General features: G+C 44.8%; 21 protein-coding genes, 1 pseudogene and 1 riboswitch. Of the genes and pseudogenes, 9 read left to right on the top strand and 13 right to left on the bottom strand.

Annotation, left to right across the window (positions count from 1 at the left end; genetic code table 11):
• Positions 1 to 6: 6 nt before the first annotated feature.
• The 3 genes from MUK70_RS25750 to MUK70_RS25740 are packed head-to-tail and all read left to right on the top strand — an operon-like array spanning position 7 to position 3,811.
• Positions 7 to 1,416, top strand: a complete 1,410-nt coding sequence (locus tag MUK70_RS25750) for an MBOAT family O-acyltransferase (protein WP_234657296.1) — start codon at positions 7 to 9, stop codon at positions 1,414 to 1,416.
• 31 nt (positions 1,417 to 1,447) lie between these two features.
• Positions 1,448 to 2,419, top strand: a complete 972-nt coding sequence (locus tag MUK70_RS25745) for a hypothetical protein (RefSeq protein ID WP_234657297.1) — start codon at positions 1,448 to 1,450, stop codon at positions 2,417 to 2,419.
• Positions 2,420 to 2,428: 9 nt separating this feature from the next.
• Entirely contained in the window at positions 2,429 to 3,811 is a 1,383-nt protein-coding gene (locus MUK70_RS25740; protein WP_234657298.1) for a high affinity choline transporter 1, read from the top strand.
• 4 nt (positions 3,812 to 3,815) lie between these two features.
• Here MUK70_RS25740 and MUK70_RS25735 read toward each other — a convergent pair whose 3' ends face one another.
• From MUK70_RS25735 to MUK70_RS25725, 3 genes are all read right to left on the bottom strand, one after another.
• The gene (locus tag MUK70_RS25735; RefSeq protein WP_234657299.1) at positions 3,816 to 4,817 is read right to left on the bottom strand and encodes a quinone oxidoreductase family protein; all 1,002 of its coding nucleotides are present in this window, start codon (positions 4,815 to 4,817) and stop codon (positions 3,816 to 3,818) included.
• A 50-nt stretch (positions 4,818 to 4,867) separates the two neighbouring features.
• Complete coding sequence (locus MUK70_RS25730) at positions 4,868 to 5,446, bottom strand: TetR/AcrR family transcriptional regulator (RefSeq protein ID WP_234657300.1); 579 nt, start codon at positions 5,444 to 5,446, stop codon at positions 4,868 to 4,870.
• A gap of 85 nt (positions 5,447 to 5,531) precedes the next feature.
• The gene (locus MUK70_RS25725) at positions 5,532 to 6,326 is read right to left on the bottom strand and encodes an SDR family NAD(P)-dependent oxidoreductase (protein ID WP_234657301.1); all 795 of its coding nucleotides are present in this window, start codon (positions 6,324 to 6,326) and stop codon (positions 5,532 to 5,534) included.
• A 56-nt stretch (positions 6,327 to 6,382) separates the two neighbouring features.
• On the opposite strand from MUK70_RS25725, the gene MUK70_RS25720 reads away from it, so the two are divergent.
• Positions 6,383 to 7,261, top strand: a complete 879-nt coding sequence (locus tag MUK70_RS25720; protein ID WP_234657302.1) for a PIG-L family deacetylase — start codon at positions 6,383 to 6,385, stop codon at positions 7,259 to 7,261.
• Positions 7,262 to 7,272: 11 nt separating this feature from the next.
• Here the strand turns inward: MUK70_RS25720 and MUK70_RS25715 are convergent, their stop codons facing one another.
• The 5 genes from MUK70_RS25715 to MUK70_RS25695 form a co-directional block, all read right to left on the bottom strand.
• On the bottom strand, positions 7,273 to 8,043 hold the full coding sequence (locus tag MUK70_RS25715; RefSeq protein WP_234657303.1) for a class I SAM-dependent methyltransferase: 771 nt from the start codon (positions 8,041 to 8,043) through the stop codon (positions 7,273 to 7,275).
• Complete coding sequence (locus tag MUK70_RS25710) at positions 8,040 to 8,960, bottom strand: glycosyltransferase family 2 protein (RefSeq protein WP_234605488.1); 921 nt, start codon at positions 8,958 to 8,960, stop codon at positions 8,040 to 8,042. The genes MUK70_RS25715 and MUK70_RS25710 overlap by 4 nt, the downstream gene beginning before the upstream one ends.
• Positions 8,957 to 10,054, bottom strand: a complete 1,098-nt coding sequence (locus MUK70_RS25705; RefSeq protein ID WP_234657305.1) for a DegT/DnrJ/EryC1/StrS family aminotransferase — start codon at positions 10,052 to 10,054, stop codon at positions 8,957 to 8,959. The genes MUK70_RS25710 and MUK70_RS25705 overlap by 4 nt, the downstream gene beginning before the upstream one ends.
• Positions 10,051 to 10,437 carry a sugar 3,4-ketoisomerase gene (locus MUK70_RS25700; protein WP_234657307.1) on the bottom strand — a complete coding sequence of 129 codons (387 nt, stop codon included), beginning with the start codon at positions 10,435 to 10,437 and terminating at the stop codon, positions 10,051 to 10,053. The genes MUK70_RS25705 and MUK70_RS25700 overlap by 4 nt, the downstream gene beginning before the upstream one ends.
• Before the next feature lie 246 nt (positions 10,438 to 10,683).
• Positions 10,684 to 11,883 (bottom strand): hypothetical protein, encoded by a 1,200-nt coding sequence (locus MUK70_RS25695; protein WP_234657309.1) that lies wholly within the window; start codon positions 11,881 to 11,883, stop codon positions 10,684 to 10,686.
• Positions 11,884 to 12,034: 151 nt separating this feature from the next.
• On the opposite strand from MUK70_RS25695, the gene MUK70_RS25690 reads away from it, so the two are divergent.
• The 3 genes from MUK70_RS25690 (at position 12,035) to MUK70_RS25680 (ending at position 13,992) form a co-directional block, all read left to right on the top strand.
• Entirely contained in the window at positions 12,035 to 12,580 is a 546-nt protein-coding gene (locus tag MUK70_RS25690; protein WP_234605495.1) for a hypothetical protein, read from the top strand.
• A gap of 93 nt (positions 12,581 to 12,673) precedes the next feature.
• Positions 12,674 to 13,783: a hypothetical protein gene (locus tag MUK70_RS25685; RefSeq protein WP_234657311.1), complete on the top strand. Its 1,110-nt coding sequence runs from the start codon at positions 12,674 to 12,676 to the stop codon at positions 13,781 to 13,783.
• A gap of 32 nt (positions 13,784 to 13,815) precedes the next feature.
• Positions 13,816 to 13,992, top strand: a complete 177-nt coding sequence (locus MUK70_RS25680; protein ID WP_234657314.1) for a hypothetical protein — start codon at positions 13,816 to 13,818, stop codon at positions 13,990 to 13,992.
• Positions 13,993 to 14,084: 92 nt separating this feature from the next.
• Here MUK70_RS25680 and MUK70_RS25675 read toward each other — a convergent pair whose 3' ends face one another.
• The 5 genes and pseudogenes from MUK70_RS25675 to rocD all read right to left on the bottom strand — a co-directional run bounded on the left by MUK70_RS25675 (position 14,085) and on the right by rocD (position 21,882).
• Complete coding sequence (locus MUK70_RS25675; RefSeq protein WP_234657316.1) at positions 14,085 to 17,183, bottom strand: SbcC/MukB-like Walker B domain-containing protein; 3,099 nt, start codon at positions 17,181 to 17,183, stop codon at positions 14,085 to 14,087.
• 102 nt (positions 17,184 to 17,285) lie between these two features.
• A complete protein-coding gene (locus tag MUK70_RS25670) occupies positions 17,286 to 18,800 on the bottom strand; it encodes a GH3 auxin-responsive promoter family protein (protein WP_234657318.1) in 1,515 nt (504 codons plus the stop codon).
• A gap of 109 nt (positions 18,801 to 18,909) precedes the next feature.
• Complete coding sequence (locus MUK70_RS25665) at positions 18,910 to 19,164, bottom strand: GlsB/YeaQ/YmgE family stress response membrane protein (protein ID WP_234615083.1); 255 nt, start codon at positions 19,162 to 19,164, stop codon at positions 18,910 to 18,912.
• 64 nt (positions 19,165 to 19,228) lie between these two features.
• Positions 19,229 to 20,623, bottom strand: a complete 1,395-nt coding sequence (locus tag MUK70_RS25660) for a S41 family peptidase (RefSeq protein WP_234657319.1) — start codon at positions 20,621 to 20,623, stop codon at positions 19,229 to 19,231.
• A 6-nt stretch (positions 20,624 to 20,629) separates the two neighbouring features.
• Positions 20,630 to 21,882 (bottom strand): annotated as a pseudogene (gene rocD, locus MUK70_RS25655) (ornithine--oxo-acid transaminase).
• A 173-nt stretch (positions 21,883 to 22,055) separates the two neighbouring features.
• On the opposite strand from rocD, the gene MUK70_RS25650 reads away from it, so the two are divergent.
• Both MUK70_RS25650 and MUK70_RS25645 read left to right on the top strand, forming a co-directional pair.
• Positions 22,056 to 22,280, top strand: a complete 225-nt coding sequence (locus MUK70_RS25650) for a hypothetical protein (protein WP_234657321.1) — start codon at positions 22,056 to 22,058, stop codon at positions 22,278 to 22,280.
• A gap of 100 nt (positions 22,281 to 22,380) precedes the next feature.
• Positions 22,381 to 22,477: riboswitch (TPP riboswitch) on the top strand.
• 38 nt (positions 22,478 to 22,515) lie between these two features.
• Entirely contained in the window at positions 22,516 to 24,966 is a 2,451-nt protein-coding gene (locus MUK70_RS25645) for a TonB-dependent receptor (RefSeq protein WP_234657322.1), read from the top strand.
• The last annotated feature ends 26 nt before the right edge of the window (positions 24,967 to 24,992 follow it).

The raw sequence follows: 24,992 nt of genomic DNA, 5'->3' as shown, positions 1-24,992 counted from the left end.
AGCATAATGATCAAATTCACTGATTTTACGTATTTTCTGATCCTTTTCATCATCGTTGCTGCTTATTACAACACGCCGCAAACCAGGAAATGGATTTTGCTGCTCGTCCTCAGCGTGCTTTTCAATGTGAGTTGGAGCGGCTACTATGTGCTGGTCTGGCTTGGGCTTACGGCCCTTTGTTTTTTTGGTGGTAAATATTTGGGAAATCCGGAACATTCAAAAAGAAAGCGCAAAACATTGCTGGCGCTTTTGGTGGTCATTAGCTTATTGCCATTGTTGCTTTTCAAATATCTCATCCCCATCAACAATTCATTTTCCCTGGTCGTTTTGAATTGGCTGGCTCCCATTGGAATCTCTTATTACACGTTCCTGATCATTGGTTACCTCACGGACGTCCATCGGAAATACATCAAACCGGAGCCGCATTACGGCTATCTCGCCTTGTATCTGGGATTTTTCCCAACCATGCTCGCAGGTCCGCTGGAACGCGCGCGGCATCTGATCCCGCAATTAAAAAAACCGGTTAGCTACGATCCCGAGAACATTAAGGCAGGCATTTTTTTCATTGTTTGGGGTTTGTTTAAAAAAATGGTTTTAGCGGCAAGGTTCGCAGACCACGTCAATCCAGTTTTCGACCAACCCGAAAAATACACGGCATTTTCCGTAACATTGGCCGTCTTGCTTTTTTCTATTCAGCTTTATTGCGACTTCTCCGGCTACTGCGACATTGCTATGGGATCAGCAAGGTTACTCGGCATCAGGCTCAATAAAAACTTTGCAAACCGTTATTATTTCACGCCTTCCCGGACCGAATCCTGGAATTCCTGGAACATTACCGTCACTTCCTGGTTCCGGGATTATGTGTTTTTCAACATCAGCAAAGGCATTACCAATAAAACCCGGTTAGAATTTAACCGTTTGCTGACATTCGTGATCACCGGCTTATGGCATGGGCCGAGCTGGTCGTTTGTGATCTGGGGATTTTTGCAATGGGCTTATATTAATTTTGAGATAAGGACAAAACGATTCTGGGAGCAGTTTTACGGGAGCTTAGGGCTTAGGATCGGATCCAATCCGCACACTGTTTTACGCATTACCGTGCGCCTCCTCACCGGAACCCTCATTATGGGCTGGTTCCGGGCGGCGGAGCTCGAAAGCGGTTTGAGATTATACAGCGCAATGTTTGGTTTACATTCCGGCACACACTCGATTTTAACATCCGGGTTCGGGTTAACGCTTGTCCTGTTTTTGATATTGGATCTTATAAATTATCAAATGGGTGAGAAAGAGGACATTGCTTCCTTTTTATTAAAAAAAAGTCCGATGCAGCGCAACTTGTCATTCCTGGTCCTGGCCCAGCTAGTGCTTATTTTCGGGCAGATCACCGTTGCTGATTTTTATTACATTCAATTTTAACATTCCAACCATTCATGTACATCCGCGCACAATGGTTAAAAAAATACTGCTTTGGCTTACCTTCTTTCTTACTTTCAAAATAGCCCTCGTTTTGTTGGTTGGCCAGTTTACAGTGGACCCCAGAAGAGACATTGCAACACGGAAAGCGCATTACAACGCATTCGATCCCAACTCGGTTTTTATCGGGACCAGCCGCACGCTTTACGGAATTAATCCTGCCATTTTTGATTCATTGAATACCGGAAAAACGAGAAGCTACAACATGGGACTGTTTAGTCTTTCTTTTGCTAATTCCCTTGACATCGCGCGCGATCTGATCCAAAATAATCCGGAAACCAAAACTATTTTCGTGGAATTAAGTGCACTGGATTACAGCACGATACATTTGAAACCAAATTATTTTGTCAATGATGTGTATTTCAGAACGCAGGTGATGCATGGGGCTACAAGTGTGGGTAATCAAGAAAAATGGAGTGATTTTTTGACTGGATTAAACACCACGATCTTTCAAACATTATCCATTGCTCCACAAATTGCGGCTGTCAAGAAAATGACCAAGCCGGTAAATGATCCCATCGAAGGACCGCCGGATCTTGAAAAAAATGGCATGCAACGCGTCGGTTTAAGGATATCCGGTTTAAATACAATGGTTATCAACAACCGGTTCTATACATATAAACTATTGACATTGGACAAAAAGCTTCCTACAAACGCCTATTTTCTTTCCGAAATAAACGAAGTCATTGCACAAGGTAAGGCGCATGGAAAACGGGTTATTTTTTACATGCCTAACAACATTACGACGGGTGAATTTGAAATTCTGTCGCAAGTTGCACCTTACATACCGGAAGTGAATTTCATTGCATTACAAAAAGATCCGGGTTTGGACGTTATCTTCAAACCGGAGAATTTATTTGATTCGCATCACCTGAATGCAAAAGGATCGGCCATTTACACGCGCTATTTGCAAGAACAGTTTACGAAAAAAACCGACACTTTATAATCCTTTCCAATGCTTGCTTTTTCTATTCTTGCATATTTGCTGGCAAACCTGGGCATTGGACTTTGGGCTTCGCGCAGAATTTCGACCACGCAGGATTTTGTTCTGGCAGGCAGGCGGTTACCGCTTGTTTTAGCCGCATCCGCAACATTCGCAACCTGGTTTGGCTCAGAAACCATCATGGGCGCACCCACAGAATTCATTGAGCACGGCATTCTGGGTGTTATAGAAGATCCTTTTGGTGCTTCATTGTGCCTTTTGCTGGTCGGGCTGTTTTTTGCACGGCGGTTTTATAAGATGAACATTATCACATTCTGTGACTTTTTCAGGATCCGATATGGCCGTTATGCCGAGTTGCTCTCTGCCGTTTTAATCATCCCATCCTATTTCAGCTGGATAGCTGCACAATTATTAGCGATGGGCATTGTATTGAAAGTCGTCCTGGGATGGTCGTTAACAACCTGTATTATAGGCAGTTCCATTATTGTGATATTTTATACCATCTGGGGCGGCATGTGGTCTATTTCCATCACAGATTTCGTACAGACGATCATGATCATTGTAGGGCTGATCGTGGTTGCAGCTGTGCTTTATGACAAAGTGGGCGGATTAGGGCCGCTGATCGAGGCTGCACCGGAAGGATTTTTCCGGTTTTACCCTGAATTTACTTTCAAAGCATCCATCGAATATTTTGCTGCCTGGATCACAATCGGGCTGGGGTCTATACCGCAACAGGATGTATTTCAGCGGGTTATGTCTGCAAAATCTGCCGATGTCTCGGTGAAAGCAACATTGCTGTCTTCGCTGATGTATCTTACCGTGGCGCTGCTGCCTCTTTTCATTGGCTTATGTGGGCACCATCTTTATCCGGAAACCGCCAACGACGGACAACTGATCATTCCCAATATGGTTTTGAAGCATATGAGCCTGCCATTGCAAATCGTATTTTTTGGTGCGCTGGTTTCCGCGATTCTCAGCACAACGAGCAGCGCAATCATGGCGCCTGCGGCCGTTTTGGGAGAAAATATTTTCAAATTCTTCAACCCGGCACTGACTGATCAGCAGCTGCTTCGCATCATCCGCTGGGGCATTGTGGTGATCACCGCCATTTGCATTTTCATGGCTGTGAGAAGTGACAGCATTTTCGATCTCGTTGCAGAATCCTCCGCTTTCAGTCTTGTTTCCCTGTTTGTACCGCTCGCCGCAGGGCTATACTGGAAAGCAACCAATGAGCTGGGATGCATAATATCAATGGTCGCAGGACTGTTCGCATGGCTCTTCTGCGCTTATATCGAAACGGAATATCCCCCGCTGATTTTTGGTTTGCTGGCAAGTCTGGGTGGAATGGTCACGGGCATTATCTGGAATCAGTTTTTTGGCCCAAAAGCTGCCTGAACGCTCAGGGAATCATGATTACAGATCCCGTTGTTTCCCGGGATTCAATGTCTTTATGCGCCTGAGCTGCCTCTGAAAGCGGATATGCCGTGATATTAAGTTTGCCAAATATGCCTGATTGCAGTGCAGAAAAAGTATCCCTGGCAAACAAATGCAAACTATCGTAGTCAGAAATATAGGCATTCAAAACCGGCGTCAGCATATTGATCGACCTGGCGCGCAGCGCCGCATGGTCAATGTGCTCTGGCTGGCCAGAAGATGAGCCGTACAACACAATCTTACCGCCTCTTTTGATGACGCCTGTGGATTCCGAAAAAGTATCCTTTCCAACGCCGTCAAACACCGCATCCACACCGCGGCCCCCGGTAATTTCCAGAACAGACTTTGCAAATCCCTCGCAATGTGTAAGAAACACGTGATCCGCGCCATTTTCGAGGGCAATTTTCTTCTTGTTAGCGTGCCCCACAGTGCCAATGACCGTTGCACCCAGCGCCTTTGCCCATTTGGAAACAAGTGATCCCACGCCGCCGGCAGCAGCATGCACAAGCACCACGTCTCCCGGTTTGACCTTATATGTTTCCTTAACGAGCATTCTGGCAGTAAAACCTTTTACCATAACAGCAGCGGCCTCTTCCAGACTTACATTGTCAGGAACATGCACAAGCTGATGCGTTCCCACGATACGGACTTCTGCATAAGCGCCCGGGATGAAATGATATGCGACACGATCTCCGACTTTAAAATCAGTCACCCAAGGCCCGGTCTCTTCAATGACCCCCGCAGCTTCAATGCCGGGCACATATGGAAACGCTTTTACCGGAAACATTCCGCTTCTGAAATACGTATCTACAAAATTCAATCCGATAGCGGCCTGCCGTATTTTCACTTCGCCCGGTCCCGGCTCACCCAAAACTTCCTGACTATATGTGAGTACAGAAGGATCTCCCTGCCTGCTTATGCTTACAGAGCCTGATGGATAGGATACTTCTTTATTTTTATTTGACATGGCTTTATTCAAAAAATTACGGAACGATCGTTCCGTAATTGGTCTTTACATTACTTTTTTATGGATCTGATCAGAAAGTCAGCCTGCTGCTTCACCATTTCCGAATCTCCGTACACAAGGAAGAGCTGCCAAAACCCGGTAAAATTGGAAACGATAAAGTTGGCCAGCATGACCGGATCTCTTTTTGTGCTGATCTCGTCTACCTTTTGAGCCTTTTTGATCAGGTCTTTGAGCACGGTAACAATGCTATCCGTATTCTCTTTCAAAATCGAATGCACTTCCTCGTCTTCTGAGGCAAGTTCAAAGGCCGATTTGATGCCTAAGCAGGTCTTCCCTTCCTCGATTGTCCTTGCAGCAGCTCTTCTTACTATTTTTTCTATGGCTTTAACCGGCGACTTTGCCAGGTCAGTTGCCTGCACGTAATCATTGAGCATTCCATCCGAATAACTTTTCAGGCACATTAGAAAAAGACTATGCTTATCTCCGTAGGTGTCGTAAATGCTTCCCCGGTTCAGGCCCATTGTGTCAACCAGGTCCTGCATAGATGTGCCTTGATATCCCTTTTGCCAAAAGACGTTCTTCGCCTTTTCCAATTTCTCTCCGGGTTCGAATGCTTTGTTACGTGCCATGATTATCAGACAATTATTTCAGAACGATTGTTCCAAAATAAACCGTTTTTTTGTTTAACTAATCTAACAAAATGAAAATCAGCACTTAAATGATAAATTTAGCAACGCCGCCATCCGCTTTCAATGCTGCACCATTTGTGCCTGACGACAGCGGACTTGCCACATAAGTGACCAGGTTCGCAATTTCCTCCACTGATATAAACCGTTGCAGCAACGAAGTTGGCCGTGCATCTTTAAAGAAATCCTTTTCTGCCTGCTCCGATGAAACGTTATTGGCAGCACCCAGTTGTTTCACGAATTCCGTCACCCCTTCGGACTTTGTAGGTCCTGGTAAAACCGAATTTACGGTAACATTTGTGCCTTTTGTCAATTCCGACAATCCCCTGCTCACAGCCAGCTGCGCCGTTTTCGTCATCCCGTAATGGATCATTTCTTCCGGAATATTGACCGCCGATTCACTCGAAATAAAGATAATGCGGCCCCAATCCCTGGCAACCATCTTCGGAAAATAATGTCTTGCTAACCGCACGCCGCTCAGCACGTTCACCTCGAAGAATCTGAACCAGCTTTCGTCTGTAATGTCAGCAAATGCCTGAGGTTCAAATATTCCTGCATTATTAACCAGTATATCAATTTCAGGAAGGCGTTCCAGCAATGCATTTACTTCTTCCACTTTTGAAAAATCGGCCGCTATGCCGGAAACAATGCCAGACGGGTTCTCATTCTGCAATCGCTGTACAGCTTCTTCCACTTTCAATTGCGTTCTGCCGTTGATCACGACATATGCTCCTTCTTTTAACAAATTCTGAGCTATTGCAAAACCTATTCCCTGGGTAGAACCGCTGATAAATGCTGTTTTCCCTTTCAGTTGTAAATCCATATGATGTATATTTTGTAAATTATGTTGATAACACGTCACTCTAAAAAATCGTCCGTATGAAGAACATTTATCTTTTCGCTTTTTTCATCATCGCATTTACCGCACAAGCACAAAGTCCTCGCGTATTGATCGTTACAGCACACCCGGACGATGAAACTACTTTTCCGGTCACTATATTTAAAATTACGCACGAGCTCAAAGGATCGGCTGACCTGGCGCTCATTACCGATGCGTCCGGTGGCTATAACGGGCTCGTGGCGTCGTCTTATTATGGAATGAACCTTGTGGATTCGGTCATCGGCAGAAAGCACTTGCCGCTGATCCGTAAAAAGGAAATCCTGGCTGCGGGTGAAGTGCTGGGCATTGGCAATTTTTTCTTCCTGGACCAGCTTGACGATTATTATAACCGCAACGAAAAACCTTATCTGGAAGGTAAGAACTGGAACATTAAATATGTAGAAAGCCGCCTGGACGAGATTTTGGCAAAAGGAAATTACGACTTTATTTTTTGCCTCGTTCCGGGCGAAGGCCAGCACGCACATCACAAAACAGCTTCTATCAGCGCCATAAGGGCCGTTCAGCGATACAAAGGGGATAAAAAGCCAATCGTTTTGGGTGGCCAAACGCAGAATAAAGGTACCATTTCAAAATTCACACGACTGGATGGCTACCCGGAAACGGCAATCAGCTTAACGGCCCCTATTTTTGAATTTGACAGGACTTACGGCTTTGGCGAGGACAAAAAGCACAGCTACATGATCGTTGCGGATTGGGTAAAGGCAGCGCACAAATCGCAGAGCGGCGATATGAACCAGGCCATGCACCGTGGCGATCTGGAAACTTTTTTGTACTTCGAGATCAATGGCGCTTCACGCGTTGACGAAGTGAGAGCGCTATTTGAAAAGATCAGTAACGCAGGCTTTTCAAAAAAATAGCGCTGATTCGATTAATTTTCCGAGGTCATGGTCATAAATAAGGAGCTGCCGAACGGAGCTTTAGGGACCAGCAATTGTTCCGTTTTGGTGATTCCCTTTAATATTGAATTAATCAGCGAGCCTGGAAATTTCACATCGGAATCCAGGTGCCGGGCATCAACTTTACCCTTCCGAATTTGAAAATTCTGCCACTGCCGAACCGCTAAAATGGGCAATGACAATGCGAATGGCCAGTAAGTGTTGTGCTGAATAGTCAAGCCGGCAGCTTTTGAAAAACGCTTAAATTGATCGAACTCAAACCTTCTTAAACTGCCAACAGCGATGTCATGCGTGCCGGAAAACGCTTCAAATGCGTGAATATTGATAATAATCAGTCCGTTGCTGTTCAACTTCTTCTTGAAGGCGGTCAGCGCCTGAACAATTTCTTCATCGGAAAGAAAATAAAGCGCGTCGTTGCAGCATATGACATCAAATTTCTCTGCATATTGAAAGGACCCGACATTTTTAAGATCACCAAAACTAACATTCAAATTCCGCTCGCGGGAAAAATCTATGGCGTGTTGTGAGTAGTCAAATCCGGTGAGATCGGTATATCCGGCATCTCTCAAAAACGACAGTAATCCGCCCGTTCCACAGGCAGCGTCGAGAATCCTAACGTTTCGGTTCTCAGCTCCGAAGTGCTTTTTAATTTGGGTAAATACCTTTCCGTGCAGCACCTGATACCACCAGAGCGCACGCTCTAACGCATACATGCGCTGGTATTCCAGTCTGTTGTCGATCATACGGCCTCGGCGCTGTTATATTTAATAATGTATTGAGGTTGACCACTTTGTGCCATAAAACTTTTCCCAATGTATTCACCAAGAACGCTCAGTAATGTGCATTGGATGCCGCCTATTGAAAGCAATGTGGCCGTAACCACCTGCCAGCCTTTCGGGTCCGGTCCTATGACCCACTGAATGCTGAGATAAAAAAGCAGCAAAAAACCGAATAAAGACAATCCTAACCCAATGGGCATAAACAATCGGATCGGAAGCGATGAATAGCAAAATAAAATGTTGAGAAACAAAGAAATGAGCTTCTGCCATGTGTAATTCGATACGCCTTCTTCGCGCTTCAAATGCGTGACCTGAACTGTTCCGATGTTACGCGTGATCCTGAAAATCAACCCGTCAATATATGGATAGGGGCCTTTGTACTTGATAATTTCCTGAACGACCTCTTGTCTGATCAGCTTGAAACTGGACAAATAAAGGTCCTTCGGCTTGTTAAGCAAATAACTTGTAAGCCAGTTCACAAGCTTGCTGCCCAGGTTGCGCCCTGTTGAATGTTGTTTTTTAGCATAATAAGTATAAACCACATCATTATCGTCGCGCTCTGCTACTTCGATCAATTTCAGAATTTCTTCGGGTGGATTTTGGAAATCATCATCGATCATCACGCAATAATCGCCATATGCCCAGTTCAGGCCGCACATGACCGCATTGAATTCGCCATAATTGCGGCGCAATGAGATAAAACGAACATTGGGATAAATTATGGCGAGCTGCCTGCAAACCTTTTCCGAGCCATCTTTGCTCCCATCGTTGACCATTACAATCTCAAAACTAATCTCTGATAACGCAGATTGCAATGTTTCCACCAATGGGGCGATCGTTCTTTCACTGTTATAAACCGGAATGACGACGGATAATTTCATTGCTGATAATTAAATTGATTAACGGTTTGAATGATATAAGTGACCTCCTCATCCGTCAGCACGGCATTTAATGGTAAGCTAATTACTTCGTTGTGAATACGTTCTGTAATCGGCAGTTGTAAATCCCGATATTCCAGGAAAGCCTGTTGCATGTGAATGGGCAATGGATAATGCACATTCGTCTGGATTCCGTTAGCGTCTAAATGAGCAATGAATTGGGGGCGGTCAGGATGCCGGATCACAAACAAATGCCATGCGTCGTCCTGAATCCGATCGGCGGGCGGCAAAGTAAGGTCTCTGACCTGGATTTCGTTAAGATAACGCGCTGCGACGGCCCGCCTACGGTCATTTTCAGCATCTAAAAATGGCAGCTTAACATTTAATATTGCAGCCTGAATTTCATCCAAACGGCTATTAACACCTTGATAATCATTTTTATATCTTACCAAAGATCCGTAGTTACGCAGATATCTGATTTTTTCTGCGAGCGCATCATCACTGGTAGTGATGGCACCTGCATCGCCAAGCGCACCCAGATTTTTTGTGGGATAAAAACTGAATGCTGTCGCATCGGCAATGCTGCCAATCTTTTTGTTTTTATAAATTGCCCCATGCGCCTGTGCAGCATCCGCAATCACTTTCAGGCCATACTGACTAGCCAGCGTCATGATCGGTTCCATTTCACAACTGCGCCCGTAAAGGTCAACGGCTATAATCGCTTTCGTTAACGGAGTAATTTTTTGCGCAATTTTATCGGGATCCAAAAGCATTGTTACCGGGTCCGGTTCGACGAAAATTGGTTTAAAACCCAGGTAAGCAACCGGTAAAACGGAAGCGATATAAGTGTTTGCAGGAATAATAATTTCACTGTCTTCCGGAAACCCATACGCCATCAGGATCAGCGTGATCGCATCGAGCCCATTGGCTACGCCTACGCAATGTGTTACATTACAGTAAGTTGCAAACGCTGTCTCAAACGATCTCAACTCATTTCCTAAAATATACCAACCAGAACGGATCACCCGGAGCGAGGCTGCTTCAATGGCGTTGAGATAAGGAGCATTAACCTCGTTTAAATCCAGAAAAGGGATCATTGCGATACGATCTGATTCAGCAAATAGGGCTCGTCAATGTAATCGGCGATATCGTAGTATTCGTTCGAAAGCACGATGAGAATTGCATCGTCAGAAAATGAATCCATAATGTGCCAATCCTTTGGTTCCAGAATTAGACAGGAGGTGGGGTTATCGAGGATGAAATATTCTTCTTTTTCTCCATCATTGGAATAAACCCGACAGCTTCCGTGGATGCAGATCAGCGCATTCCATGTTTTGTGGTGCCTGTGTCCTCCGCGCTGGGACTCACCTGCGCCATAAATGTAAAACACACGCTTAATCGTGCCTGGAATAATCTTTTCGAATACGGTCAGATTGCCGGCACCGGTGTTAAAGGTATTCAACTCAACTAATAGCGGCATATAGAAGTTTGCAAAGAAAGAGTTTTTATATTTTAATATATCGTTGAGTCATGCATCGGCGACAATCCGTTAGTAAAGTACAGATATTTTTTTCTGAAATAATACAATACCGTTTAGTAAAAATATTGCCTTTGTGTAAAAAAATTTAAGCTCCCACAGGTCAAACACTTCAACGAACCTCAAATAATTCATCTTTGTTAATTAGAATTAATTATTGCTTTATCGGTATTTATCGCTCAATTCGTTTCAGCTGAACACATTCCAGGACATCACTTTATCCAGCAACATGAGTGCTTTGACAGGCAGCGGTTCCAGCCACAAAATTTTGTTATAACCCATATAAAACACCTGCGGATGGGCTACGCAAATGACCATTGTAAAAAACAGGATCAACCTCAATGATGATTCCGATGCGGTTTGATACAAAATAAAAAATGCCGCAAGGATAAACGGAAACCCATACGAAAGCGCCCGATCGATATCATGGACGTAGATGCCGGTCGCCAGCAGAACGGCGAAACCGATGAAAAGCGCCGCAATCAGCCAGTAACGCTTAGTCAGCAGCAGGGCAAGTAATGCGCTTCCCATCAAAAGCCAGGTTCCCTCAAAGGCCGACCAAATACTGCTCCCCAGTCCATTTCTATGTGCATTTGCAAACAAAACAGGCGTCCCGATCGTGGAGTAACTGTGATGGGGAAAATAGGTCGCCAGAACATAATTGCGCACACCAAAATAGCATAACCAGGCGATCCAAACAACTGCGCTTTCGCCTAACAACCCGGACTTAATCATTGTTAGCACGCTGAAATCCTGCTTTTCGTAGGCTTTCACTACAATCCACCAAAGCAGCAAATAGCCTCCCGCAACAACTGCACGCTCGTCCGTAAAAAAGGCAATTTGCAAGGATATAAATGTGACAAATACATTGCGGCTCAGCAGTGCGGTTAGCAGGAAAAAATAAGCGAACCCGTCGCCGTAACCGTGTATATCAGCAAATGTCCAGACGCTGACGAAAATGTTGGCAACGGCTAAAACAAAGAAACCGGTAACGACCTTATCTGCCGAAATCCTGAAAATGAATCTCCCAATATTAAATAGAAATAACATTCCGCATAGTGCCTGCCCGACCAGGATCAGCAGAACATTATGGTTAGTAATGAACGATAGGAACGGCAATGTCCACCTCAGGATCATATTTTCACGCCTGACGTCATAATCCATATCCTTCGGATGGAACAGGTCTTGCGCCTGATTTTGAATAAAAACCCATGCATCCAGCTTTGCCCCATCGGTTTTCAGATGGGAAACGAGCAAGGAATAGGGCGGAAATGCGAGAAAAAGAGAAATAAAAACTGCAAATAATGTTAATTTCAATAACCAGTTTCTGTCTGATAATTTGGCTTCAAACCAGGAACAAAAAGACTCGTAGAAATTTTCTAAAAGCATAAACTCTGTAAAGGGCAAATTGTGCCCAAATATACATTTTAATGTCACAACCAATGACAAGCGACGTTTACACGTGTTATCAGATTATTAAATGTCGTTGCATACCGTTAAATCGGAAATACTATACTATTTTTGGAAAAATTTAGATTTTTTGAAAAGACTTCTATCCATAGCACTTCTGGGTTTGCTCTTGTACAACACGTTTGGACTTGCAGTTGCCGTGCTATGTTTTGACCAGGAGTTTGCAACGGCCAAAAAGTCTGAAAACACCTTAATACACGAAGTTCTAGCCATTCCTGCTCCTTCACTGCCCTACACCACTTCCTGGGAAAACGAAGAAGGCACTGTCGGACTAATCAAAAAAGATGGTGAATTTTATAATGTTGTTCACCAGAAAATTGAGAACGACACACTGTTTATCACATTGCAGTCCAACACGTCTGCGCGTGAACGGTTCTTTGAGCTAGCGGGCAGTATGAATGATTTGTCGGACAGCGATAAGAGTAAAAAGTCATCGTCGCAGCGCGCACTGAAGCTGCTGAACGACCTGGTGAAAAGTTATTTACCTATAGAATCCCGGTCTGAGCTGGCTTGCCATTTTATCCGGTTAACCAATCTGGTTTCTTTTCAAGACTTTGCAATTTCATTCAGATCTTCTCCCCGTTCGTTCGAGTCTCCCCCGCCCGAACTTTCTTAGTTTTTCAAGATCACACAGTTAACTCTGGCTCAGCTTCCTGTTCGGAAAATGCTGCAGCTATGTTCCATTTTACAATCTGAAAAATTAAGATCAATGAAAAAGATATTTACACTCGTGTTTTTGGTGTGCCTTTGCATTACACAACTAACAGACAACGCTTTCGCACAGGGTTGCGTAGCCATTCGCGGCATGAGCCATGCCGGTGCAACTTCTGCTGATTTTTTCAAGCAGCAAAACGGCAAATTCCAAGTGAATGCGGGATATCGCTTTTTCCGTTCGTACAAACATTTCCGCGGCGATCATGAAGAAAAAGAGCGCGTGGAACAAGGAACGGAAGTAATTAACGTAGCGCATGCACTGGATCTGGGACTTACTTATCAGCCCAATATGCGTTGGTCAATTTCTGTAACCTTACCCGTTCAGCACAATGACCGCTCGTCCCTATACGAGCATTACGGAAACGCAATAACCGCCAATCCCGAACAAAAACGCTTCCATACAAGCTCCAAAGGAATTGGTGATTTGAGGATTTCGACCAGTTACTGGCTAAGAGATCCATTGAAAATGCCAAAGTTCAATATCGCAATCGGTGGCGGAGTCAAACTCCCAACCGGCGACAAAGCAGTTGAAGGAGAATTTCATAAATTGGATAAAGAAGGCAATGATTACACAATCGTGAAACCGGTTGACCAGTCTATCCAACTCGGCGACGGTGCCGTGGGCTTCTTCCTTGAAACGCAGGGATATGTTTCATTCACGCCGAAAACAGCGCTCTATTTCAACGGCTTTTATTTGTCGAATCCCAAAGAACATAATGGCGTAAACCGTAATCCGCAATCGGCTACGATTGATCCAATCGTAGGCTATTTTGCCGCCGTGGACCAGTTTGCAGCCAGACTTGGCGTAAGCCAGGCGCTTGGCGGCGGTTTTTCCGTGTTGCTGGGCGGTCGTGCGGAAGGCGTTCCTTCGGATGACCTGATTGGAAGCAGTAAAGGTTACCGTCGTCCCGGTTACGTTATTTCCGGAGAACCTGGTGTTGCTTATATCAAAAATAAATTCTCAGCTTCTCTGTCCGTTCCCATCGCGCTATATCGCAATCGCACCAAAAGCTATGCTGACAAGCAGGATGTTACCGGTAAGGCGCACGGCGATGCCGCATTTGCAGATTACCTGATTTCGTTTAGTGTAAGCCGTTGGTTTTAAACGTTGCGACACTGTCAACACTTGTCACATTGATGGCACTTGTCACATTGCTGACACTTGTCACATTGTCGACACTTGTCACATTGCTAACACTTGTCACATTGCCAACACTTGTCACATTGCTGACACTTGTCACATTGAGCGGAGCCGAAATGTCGCCACGGACGAAGGATGACGTCCTACCCTCGCTTCGGCTCCGCTCAGCGTGACAATGTGGTAAGTTCCATCGTTTCGGCTCAGCGTGACGATGTAGTAAGTTCCATCGTTTCCGCTCAGCGTGACAATTCGTTAACTTCCCCCATCACTTCCAACTAGGCACAATACGACTGCCTTCCTCCGTTTCCTCAATGCTCAGATACGTCTGGATTTCCTGTTGCAAATCTTCGACGTGGCTGATGATTCCGACTATGCGGTTTTCCTTTCTCAGTGATTTCAATGTTTCAAAAACGGTTTGTAACGCATTTTTGTCTAACGAACCGAAACCTTCATCCAAAAAGAAAAAGTTATGTTTTGAACCATTCCTGACATGAATATGATCTGCCAGCGCCAATGCAAGTGATAATGCTGCCTGAAATTTCTGCCCGCCGGATAATGTTTTCAACAAGCGCAAATGCCCGCCATTCAACAAATCCCTGACCCAAAAGCTATTGCCTTCTCCCAATTCCAAATGCAGTTGCTGGTGCGTCATTTGATGAAAACGATGATTGGCGGCCTGAATCAGATTTTGCAGATAAATGCTGGATGCATAGTCTACAAAACCGCTCGAACGGAACAACTTGCCAAGATCGTCTAAATGCTCCTTGCGTAACTGCAAACGCGCTTTTTCAGTTAGCAATGCTGCTTTTTTTGCCAGATCTTCGGCCATCTTCTTTAATAACCGATCCAATCCGCCTTCTTCTTTACGCAATGCATTCAGGCTTTCCGTTAAAATTTCTTTGGCCTTGATGATCGTTTCGTGCTGCTGCCGATCATACTGCTGCTCCGCATTTTCCTTTAGAAGATTTTCCAAGTCCCTCGAAGTCGTATCCAAAGCATATTTGAATGTTTCGATCGCTTTTCTTTCAAAATCAATCTGAATCGGCTTTTGCAGAATTTCCTTAACCCGTTCCTCTGATTCAAAATCGAATGCTTTTAACTGCGCTTCAACATTGGCTTGCAGATTAGCAAGGTCGCGCTGGCTGGAATCCAGTGTTGTTTTTAATGTTCCCTGCGCGCCGGAAAGCACATCTCTTTCTTTCTGAACACCATCCAAATTCTTTTCTGATTGCTCAAAAAGGCTTGTAATTTCCTTGTAACTGTTTCTAAAAGCTGTTGTTTTTTCCAGGATCGCTGGCTTAGATTGGTCTTCGAACTCTCTTAAATTTACTTTTTGAAGTTGCCCTGCTAATGTCAGAACTGTATTCTCAAACCGCAAAATCTCATCTTTCAAGCTCTGCAACGGTTTTTCGATCTGCTCCGTTTTTTCTAAATTTTCAGTTTCAATTTGCAAAATCAACGCCTTAATCCTCACATCCGCTTCCTTTATATCAGCCTGATTTTTAGTGATTTCTGCAAATTGTTTATTAAAACCAGCGCGGTCGTTTTTATCAAATTTATTCCAGACGAAAAGCTTGTCATGCGCGTCAATTTGTGTTTTTACATCCGCCCAGCGATGCTTAATAGTCGCTTTCAGCTTTTCCAGATTATCAATTTGATTATAAATCCTTTCAACCGGCGCTTGTGTTGCGCGAATATCGTTTTCTCTTTTGGTTAGGACTAAAACTTCACTTTCAGCAAGCTTAATGTGTTCATTCACAGCACTGTCAGCATGTAAAACCGCCGGATGGTCCGCTGAACCGCACAACGGACAAGGCTCACCGTCCACGATCGCTCCTGCATATTGATGCAACGCAAGTTTCGTATGCAGCGAAAGCAATTCGCGATTTTTATCTCTCGATTCTGCCCCTGTTTTGGTCAAAAAAACCTGAATAGCACCTTGAAAAGCTTCCAGTGGAGGATTTTCCGGAAGGTTAAGCGCAAAAGCTGCATTCACTTCATTGATTTTCGCGATGAGCAATCGTTGCTGAGCCGTAATGTCGGCTTGCAATGCTTCCGCTTCCGCTTTCACGGATTGCCGTTTCTCAATCAATGCATCACACGTTGTGAACCATGACCCTATCTCACTGATTTCCTGAATATCGGAAAGGGCGTTTTTCCGCTGCTCATTTTCGGCTTCACTGTCCTGCTTTTGTTTGATTAAGCGCGCTATGGAGGCTTCTTTTTCTTTTAACTGTTCGGTTCCGCGTGTCAAAGCTTCTTTCCGTTTCGCCGCGGAAGTCCTGTTATCAATGATTTGAATAATTTTTTCCAATTCATCGGCTGTGTCCAGCAACTCCTCGCGCTTTTCATATTGCGGTTGAAGGCGAGTTAGTAATTCCTGCTGTTTTTCAGCCAGCTTAGTCAGTTCGTCCAGCCTGGTCTTGTTGTTTTCAAAAATCTTTTGATCGCGCGCAATGCTGGCATTCAATGTGTTTTTTTGATCCAGGATTGATTTGAAATGCAGCGAACAAGTTTCAAAAATCTTTAACATTGCCTCCCGTTCCTGCATTTGAGGGCGCTGGGTTTCCATTGCTTGCAACTGAGTTTGCAGCAACATCACTTTTTCAGCCGTTAATTTCAACTTTTGAAACGCTGCTTCCAGTTCAGTTTGAATGTGTAACGCTTCACTGACCTTCTGGATTTCGACCCGCACTTCTTCGCGGCGCTTTTCCTCGGCTGCCACCATTTCGCCCGTCACCTCGCCCAAGCCTGTTAACTGGCCGTCCACATTGGAAATGGCAAGATCATTTTGCTTGCTTAATGATCCCACATTACGGCTCAGATCATACTTTTCGAGCTGAAAAAGCTCTTTCATCATCCGCGTCCGCTCGGCATCTCTCAGCTCAATGAATTCCTGAAAACGCCCTTGCGGAATAATGATCGTCCTACGGAAATTGTCATAGCTCAGCCCGATAATGCTTTCCGCATTTTCAGTTTCCAGAAGCGGGACCCAGTTTTCGTCCTGCCAGATATAGCCGCGCCGGTCAAATGTTTTTACATCCTTGAAATTCTTACTATTTCTTTTTCCACGAACGGTGAACCTGTAACGCTCTGCATTTTTCCCTGCAATACATTCAAAATCAATGAGTAACTCATCTGAACGCAGGTTCATCATGTTGTACGTGCGGTCATCCCCCGACTTGTTAAGCCGCTCGGTATCGCCGTACAATGCAAATGTAATCGCTTCAAGAATAGAAGACTTCCCGCTTCCTACCGCGCCAAAAATCCCGAATAAAGACGCATCCGTCAGTGCATTGAAATGAATTTCCTGCTCTGTCTGGTAAGAATACAGGCCTTTGATTTTAAGATAGATTGGGATCATTGGGGCTCTCGGCCATCAGCTTTCGGCCGTCGGCTATTATTATATCTATAATTTTATTAAAAAAACCGAAAGCCGAAAGCTGATAGCCGACTGCCTACAGCCCTAAATGCTTCCAAGCAGATCATCCAGATATTCCCGGTTGTTACTTAGTCTTGGAACCTTATTTTGGCCGCCGAGCTTGTGAAGTTTCCCCATCCAGGCGTAAAATGTGCCTGAAGGGACAAAATGGACTTTGGGCATCAGCAGTGCCATATCCTTATAACGTTTAGCGTCGTAATCGGAATTTACTTCCCGGAGCGCTTCATCCAGCAAAGCAATAAAATGTTCGCGGTCGTCAGGCTCTTTGGTGAATTCGATGATCCACTCATGCCGCCCGCGCGAGCCGTCGCCCATGTAAACCGGTCCTGCCGTGTAATTGGCAACGAGCGAATCTGTTTTTTGCGTTGCTATTTTCACGGCATAATCTGCATTCTCCACAATCACTTCCTCGCCAAATGCATTGATAAAATGTTTCGTCCTGCCGCTTACTTTAAGTCTGAACGGATATTTTGAGGTAAACTTAACCGTGTCTCCGATCAGATAGCGCCATAAACCGGCGTTTGTAGAAATAACCAGCGCATAATTTTTCCCTATCTCCACTTCATCTAAAAGCAATGCTTTCGGATGCGGCTTACCCACTTCCTCAACCGGGACAAACTCATAAAAAATGCCATAATCAAGCATTAACAGCATTTCTCCAACCCTACTTACATCATCCTGAATGGCAAAGAAGCCTTCCGAAGCGCTGTAAGTTTCAAGATATAAAACCTGATCCGACGGAAAATATTTTGTCGTAAACAAATCCCTGTATGGCTCAAAAGAAACAGCCCCATGGACGAACACCTCAAAATTTGGCCAAACTTCGAGCATATTTTTCTTTCCCGTGAGTTCCAGGATCTGATCTAATAACACTATAGTCCAGGTGGGGACGCCCAAAATGCTCGTTACATCTTCCTGAGAGCAAATAGAAGCCATTTTTTCCAACTTGCTTTCCCAATGATCCATTAATGCTACGTCCAGCGGCGGCGTGCGCATGAACTCAGCCCAGGAAGGCAGATTTTGCATAATCACCGCAGAAACATCGCCGATCTGGGTGTAGTCGTCGAAAGGATTTGCGTGTAAAGTGCCGCCAATGGACAAGCCTTTGCCGTCAAAAACCATTGTATCCGGCCGGTTGTTGATGAGTAAAGTCATCATATCCTTTCCACCTTCGTAATGGCATTCTTCCAACGCCTCGGGGGAAACCGGCAGAAATTTACTGCGTGCATTCGTCGTTCCCGACGATTTTGAAAACCAATCAATCTGGGATGGCCACATTACATTAGGCTCGCCGCGCAGCACACGCTCAATGTATGGATAAATTTCTTCGTAAGTAGAAACGGGCACCTGATCCTGGAACTCTTTGATCGTCCTGATCTGGCCGTAATTGTATTTGCTTCCCCATTCCGTGTACCGCGCTGTTTCAATCAACTCTGAAAAAACGCGTTGCTGGGTTTCAATCGGGTTTTTCATAAACTGCTCGATCCTTTCGAAGCGCCGCTTCAAAAACCAGACAGTCATATCGTTAACCAGCTTCATGAGTAAATCAGTTAGGAACTTAGCATTGCAATTTGTAAAAATAGCAATAAAAAATGGTGAGAGAACAGTTTACACACGTTCCCTCACCAGACATTTCGACTTTGATCCGTTAAGACCTCGTACTAAACTTTCTATAAATAAAGAGCAATATTACTGCTCCTAAAATAGCGACGAAAAGACTTCCGATGTTGAAACCATCCACGGTGCCGTAACCAAGCATTGAAGAAATCCAGCCACCTACAACGGCGCCGGCAATACCGATCAGAATTGTAACAATGAAACCACCCGGGTCTTTCCCAGGGTGAATTGCCTTTGCAATTGCGCCTGCAATCAGGCCGACGATGATCCAAGTGATGATTCCCATAATGCTTCGTTTAGATTAATGTTCGTTTGAAATCATTAATTAAAAAAACTATGCCTTATGACGCCTATTTATCATAGAACATATTGCTTCCTCCCGCTTTCCGCTGAATTGTAGACGTAATTTCCTGACTATCTTCTTCTTGTAATGTGCGGGCATTTTTCAACTGCCGCGTAACGCGCGTTCCTGTGATTTTAAATAGTGCTTCACTGAGCAAAGGGTCTTTGGGATTTCCGTATGGATAGAGAATGTTGCCTTCATTAGCCACGATATCAGGCGTGAACCCCACATTGTAATCAGATTTTTTGTCTTTGTTTAAAGATTTTGAAACAATAGGCTGCAATCCCCATTTCACCTTCTTTTTCGGATCCGTTAATGTGACAGAACCTACATTTTTACCAACCGTTTTACCGCCCACCAGCGTCACATTCATGTAAGGCTTCAACCCATTAATCAAAAGCTCGCTCGCCGAAGCCGAACGAGAAGAAACTAAGAAAACAACATTGTCAAGCTGGGAACCAATGTTCTGACTTTTGCTGGCAAACTTGTCGTAAAAATAGGATTCTCCATATTTCTTCATGTTCGTTTCCGTCACCTCCGTGTTGTATTCCTTGTAATAAAAAACATCATTGGCGGTCGCTTTCGCAATCAAACTCCCCAGATTCGTTGCAGAACTCACATAACCGCCCGGATTATAGCGCAGATCAACAATCAGCGCATTAACATTTGCATTCTTGAACGAGTTGAAAATGTCGTCCAGCTTTTTGTCATACTGCTTGTTATTGGTTTGGTAAGGCTCCGGAATGAACTGGTGGTAAACGACATAGCCAATTTTATTCGTACCAATGTTATAGGTTGTGTCAAAGAAAACAGGATCTTCCTGTAAAACCACGGGCGTAATGTCGCGTGTTGTTGTTCCTTCTGTCAAAGTCCCTTCTGCATTGATAGTCGCCAGCGTGTAAGTCAGTCTTTCCTGGGAATTAAGGAGTTTGCTGTAATTGGAGCCCGTCAGTTTCTGGCCGCTCACGCTGCTAAAAATATCGCCTCTCTTGAAGCCTGCTTTGGCCGCGGGAGAATCCGGAAGCACATAAAGCACGACGCCGATCACGTTCTGGCTGCCAGTCGGGAAGTAGGTAAGCTTATATTCCATTCCCGAAGCTTTTGATTGACCTCCCAGGGACGCTTCCAGTTCCTCCGCACTCTCCTGAATCCAGGAAAACCGGTCGCCATCGGGACGTAATGCAGCGTCATATCTGTAAAGCAACGACTCGAAAAATGAGGCGGGCTCTTTGGAATAATCTGGCTTCGTGGTCATGTTATCATTCCAGTAATACCAGTATTTCATATTTTCGTAGATCCATTGATTGGTTTCCGTGTCAGTGGCAGGGTCTACATTTTTCTCTTTGCATGAAAGCACTGCCGCGCTGATGGAAAGAATGGCCAGTAATAGTTTTATTTTCATAAACGGCTACGCATTTGCTAAAAATACCTGCTCAATAATATCACATGCCTGGTTCATCTGTTCTTCGTTAATGACCAAAGGCGGCGCAAACCGGATCTTGTTTCCGTGCGTTGGTTTACACAGCAATCCTTTTTCCATCATTTTGTAACAAAGATCCATTGCGGTGTGGCTGTCTTCAGTATCATTAATTACGATTGCATTCAACAAACCCTTTCCTCTAACGACCTCAATAAGAGAACATTGTTTTTGTAAATCACGCATTCTATTTCTGAAAAGCTGACCCATTGTTTCCGCATTTTCAGCCAGATTTTCGTCTATAACCACTTGCAATGCAGCAACCGTAACCGCACAGGCCAAAGGATTTCCCCCGTATGTGGAGCCGTGCTCGCCGGGTGCAATGGTCAGCATCACTTCATCATCCGCGAATGCAGCCGAAACAGGCATTACGCCGCCGGAAAGGGCTTTTCCCAAAACCAGAATGTCCGGTTTAACACCTTCCCAGTCGCACGCAAGACGCTTTCCTGTGCGCCCGATGCCCGTTTGCACTTCGTCGGCGATAAAGAGCACATTGTATTGGGTACAAAGCTCCCGGACGCCTTTGAGATAACCTTCTTTTGGAACCACAACACCAGCTTCGCCCTGAATCGGTTCCACCATAAAGCCTGCAATGTTGGGATCGGCTTTGAAGGCATTTTCCAGAGCTTCCAGGTCGTCGAAAGGGATTATTTCAAAACCAGGTAAAAACGGTCCGTAGTCATTTGTGCTGGAAGGGTCTGTAGAAGCGGAAATCGCTGCCAATGTTCTTCCCCAGAAGTTGCCCGAAGCGTAAACCGTTTTGGCTTTGTCCGGCTCAATTCCCTTTACTTTATAAGCCCATTTCCGCGTCAGTTTCAAAGCAGTTTCCCCGCCTTCCACACCGGAATTCATCATAAGGACTTTATCAAAACCAAAATATTCACAAAGACTTTTCACATTCCCCAAGCTTATCATTATAAAAAGCCCGGGAAGTCAACGTTAGCTTTTGCGCCTGCGCGATCATTGCGTCAATTATTTTCGGATGGCAATGCCCCCTGACTGACCGCACTATATGCAGACAAGAAATCCAGATATTGCTTACCCTCCACATCCCAGACATGCACGCCCAGCCCACGTTCCAGAACCACCGGCATCGGCTTATAATTATGCGCCCCATAGCGATATTCCAGCTCCATCGCCTGCTGCGAAGCATTCATTTCAATTGTGTCTGTATAGTTAGCCATTGTTAAATTTAATGTAGTCAGGTTGGTTTTGTATGTTATGTAAAAATAAGGAAAAGAAGGTGAAGTTTCAGAGATTGAGCCAATCGCCCCTTCACTTTTAAATGTTTATGTTTGTAAAAGACCGGAGTCATTACTTTGGACAAAAGATGATTCTTACAAATAAAGCAAAGCTTATGAAACTCCAATATATTTCAGACAGCCAAGGTGTTACAATAGGTGTTTACATTCCGATTACAGAATGGAACGCATTGAATGCCGACATTGAACATGAGGAAACAGACAACGTTCTGCAATGGCATAAAGATATTGTTTCAGACAGGTTAGTAAGCTTCAAGAAAAATCCTGAGGAAGCGATTGACTTTGACACAGCTATGGATGAAATTGAAAAGAGTCTTTAATAAGCATTTCCATACAAGTCAGAGTCCGGAAAAGTGGTTAGAAAGACAACAATAATTTAACAAAGCTTGAATCATCCGCTGATCCGGCGTAGCTTTGCAGCATAATCTCAAGGGGTGCCCTACCGAACGGGCTGAGATCAAACCCATATGACCTGATCCGGGTAATGCCGGCGTAGGGAGAGAAAAAGCAACCATTTGATAGGTGGCCCCTGCCTGTTGTAACCAAAAAATCGCAATGCGAAACGTTACTACCTATCTGTTTATATTCATAATCAGCACATTACCATTCAGTTCTGCGTTTGCACAACGATCCATTTCCGGCCGTGTTACGGACGCGGAAGATGGAAAAGCATTGCCCGGAGCGACCATTAAAGCCAGCGATATCCGCGGCACGCAAACCGATGGCGCGGGGAATTTCAATCTGCGCAACATTTCTGAGAATATTTCCACATTGGAAGTCTCCTACATTGGCTATCAAACCTTGAAACTGCCCATTTCTTCTGAAAGCCAACTGGAAATCAAGCTTAACAAGAGCACTTTCCAAGCCGATGAAGTCATCATTAATGCAACCCGCGCCAATGACAAATCCGCTATGGCATACAGCACGGTCACAGCGGAAGCCATTGACAAACAAAACCTTGGACAAGATTTACCCGTTCTGCTCAACTTCACGCCTTCGCTCGTGAGCACGAGTGATGCAGGCGCGGGTGTGGGTTACTCGGGCATTCGTATACGCGGCTCGGATGCAACGCGCATCAATGTGACAGTGAACGGCATTCCGTATAACGATGCGGAAAGTCAGGGCGTTTTTTGGGTGAATATGCCGGATTTCGCTTCTTCGGTTAGTAGCATTCAGATTCAACGCGGCGTAGGCACTTCAACAAATGGGTCAGGCGCTTTTGGGGCAACGGTGAACATTAACACCAATGCTTTCCGGCAGGAAGCTTACGCCGAATTGAACAATTCTTACGGGTCTTTCAACACGTTCAAAAACACATTAAAAGTCGGTTCCGGGCTGATTAAGGATAAATTTACGTTTGACGCAAGGCTGTCGCGTGTTTCGTCGGATGGTTATGTGGACCGGGCTTCTTCGGAATTGCATTCTTATTATTTGTCGGGTGGATTTTTTGGTAAAAAGAGCTTTGTGCGGGTGAATGTGTTTTCCGGAAACGAGCGGACTTACCAATCCTGGAACGGCGTGCCGGAAGCCAAGTTACGCGGTGATCGCGAAGGGATTTTGAGTTACATTGATCGGAATGGTTTGAGCGAAAAAGATGCGCAAAACCTGCTGGAATCGGATAACCGGACTTACAATTCCTACACTTACAAAAACGAGGTGGACAATTACCGTCAGGATCATTATCAGATTGTTTCCTCGCATAATCTGAGCGATAAATGGATCTTTAATCTCAATGCATTTCTTGTACGCGGACTGGGTTATTATGAGCAATCGCGAGTAGGTGATGAATACAGCAATTATAATTTACCCAATGTCGTAATCGGCCAGGATACGCTTACCAGCACGGATCTGATCCGTCGCCGCTGGCTGGATAATTACTTTTACGGCTCCACTTTTTCATTGGAATACAATTCTTTCAAAAAGCTGACTGCCAGCTTCGGCGGTGGCTATAACCATTATGACGGCGACCATTACGGACGCATCATCTGGGCACGGAACGCCGGAAACGTTGAAAACGATCATCAATATTATTACAGCAAAGGCGTTAAGAAGGATTTCAACATTTACGGAAAGCTCTATTATCAGCTGACGCCAAAATTGAATGCATTTGCAGATTTGCAGTTCAGAACCGTAAACCATAACATTCAAGGCACTGACAATGATCAGATTGCGCTCGCATTCGATGAGTCTTACTCGTTCTTTAATCCAAAAGCAGGACTTACCTATCAATTAGCAGATCAAAGTTCTGTTTATGCGTCTTATAGTGTCGGAAACCGCGAGCCTAACCGGGATGATTTTACTTCGTCAACGGCAGGTTTGTTTCCCAAAAGCGAGCAGTTGCAGAATGTGGAAGCGGGCTTCAAAACGCAGCGCGGCATCTGGGCTTTCTCGGCGAACTATTATTTGATGGCTTATAAAAACCAACTCGTTTTGACCGGCCAGATCAATGATGTTGGAAATTCAATTCGCGTCAATGTTCCGAAAAGTTACCGCACGGGAATTGAGTTGGAAGGCGCCATTGCATTGAGCAAAGCTTTGAAATGGAATGTGAATGCAACATTCAGCCAAAACAAGATCAAAGACTTCACTGAATATGTCATCAATTACGACACGGGCGATTACAACACGATCAACCACGGAAAATCGGACATTTCTTTCTCGCCTAATGCCATCGCTGGAAGCCAGTTGACTTATATTTTGAGAAAAGATCTCGAAATAGCGCTGCTAAGTAAATATGTGGGAAAGCAATATCTGGACAACACATCATCCGAAACCCGAAAACTGGATGCTTATTTCACCAATGACGTTCGCCTCTCCTGGACGATCCGGCCGAACTGGGCGAGAGAGATTTCTTTCAATTTGCTAGTTAATAATGTGCTTGAAGAAAAATACGAATCCAATGGTTACACATACGGATATTTCGCTGGCGGCGCGTTAACGCAGGAGAATTTCTACTTCCCACAAGCCGGCAGGAATTTTCTGGTTGGGGTGAATTTTAGGTTTTGATCTGCCGCTTTCTCCCTAACTTTGCC

The organism is Dyadobacter chenwenxiniae, from assembly GCF_022869785.1.
Lineage (GTDB): Bacteria > Bacteroidota > Bacteroidia > Cytophagales > Spirosomataceae > Dyadobacter > Dyadobacter chenwenxiniae.
This window is presented reverse-complemented; position numbering and strand designations above follow the sequence as displayed.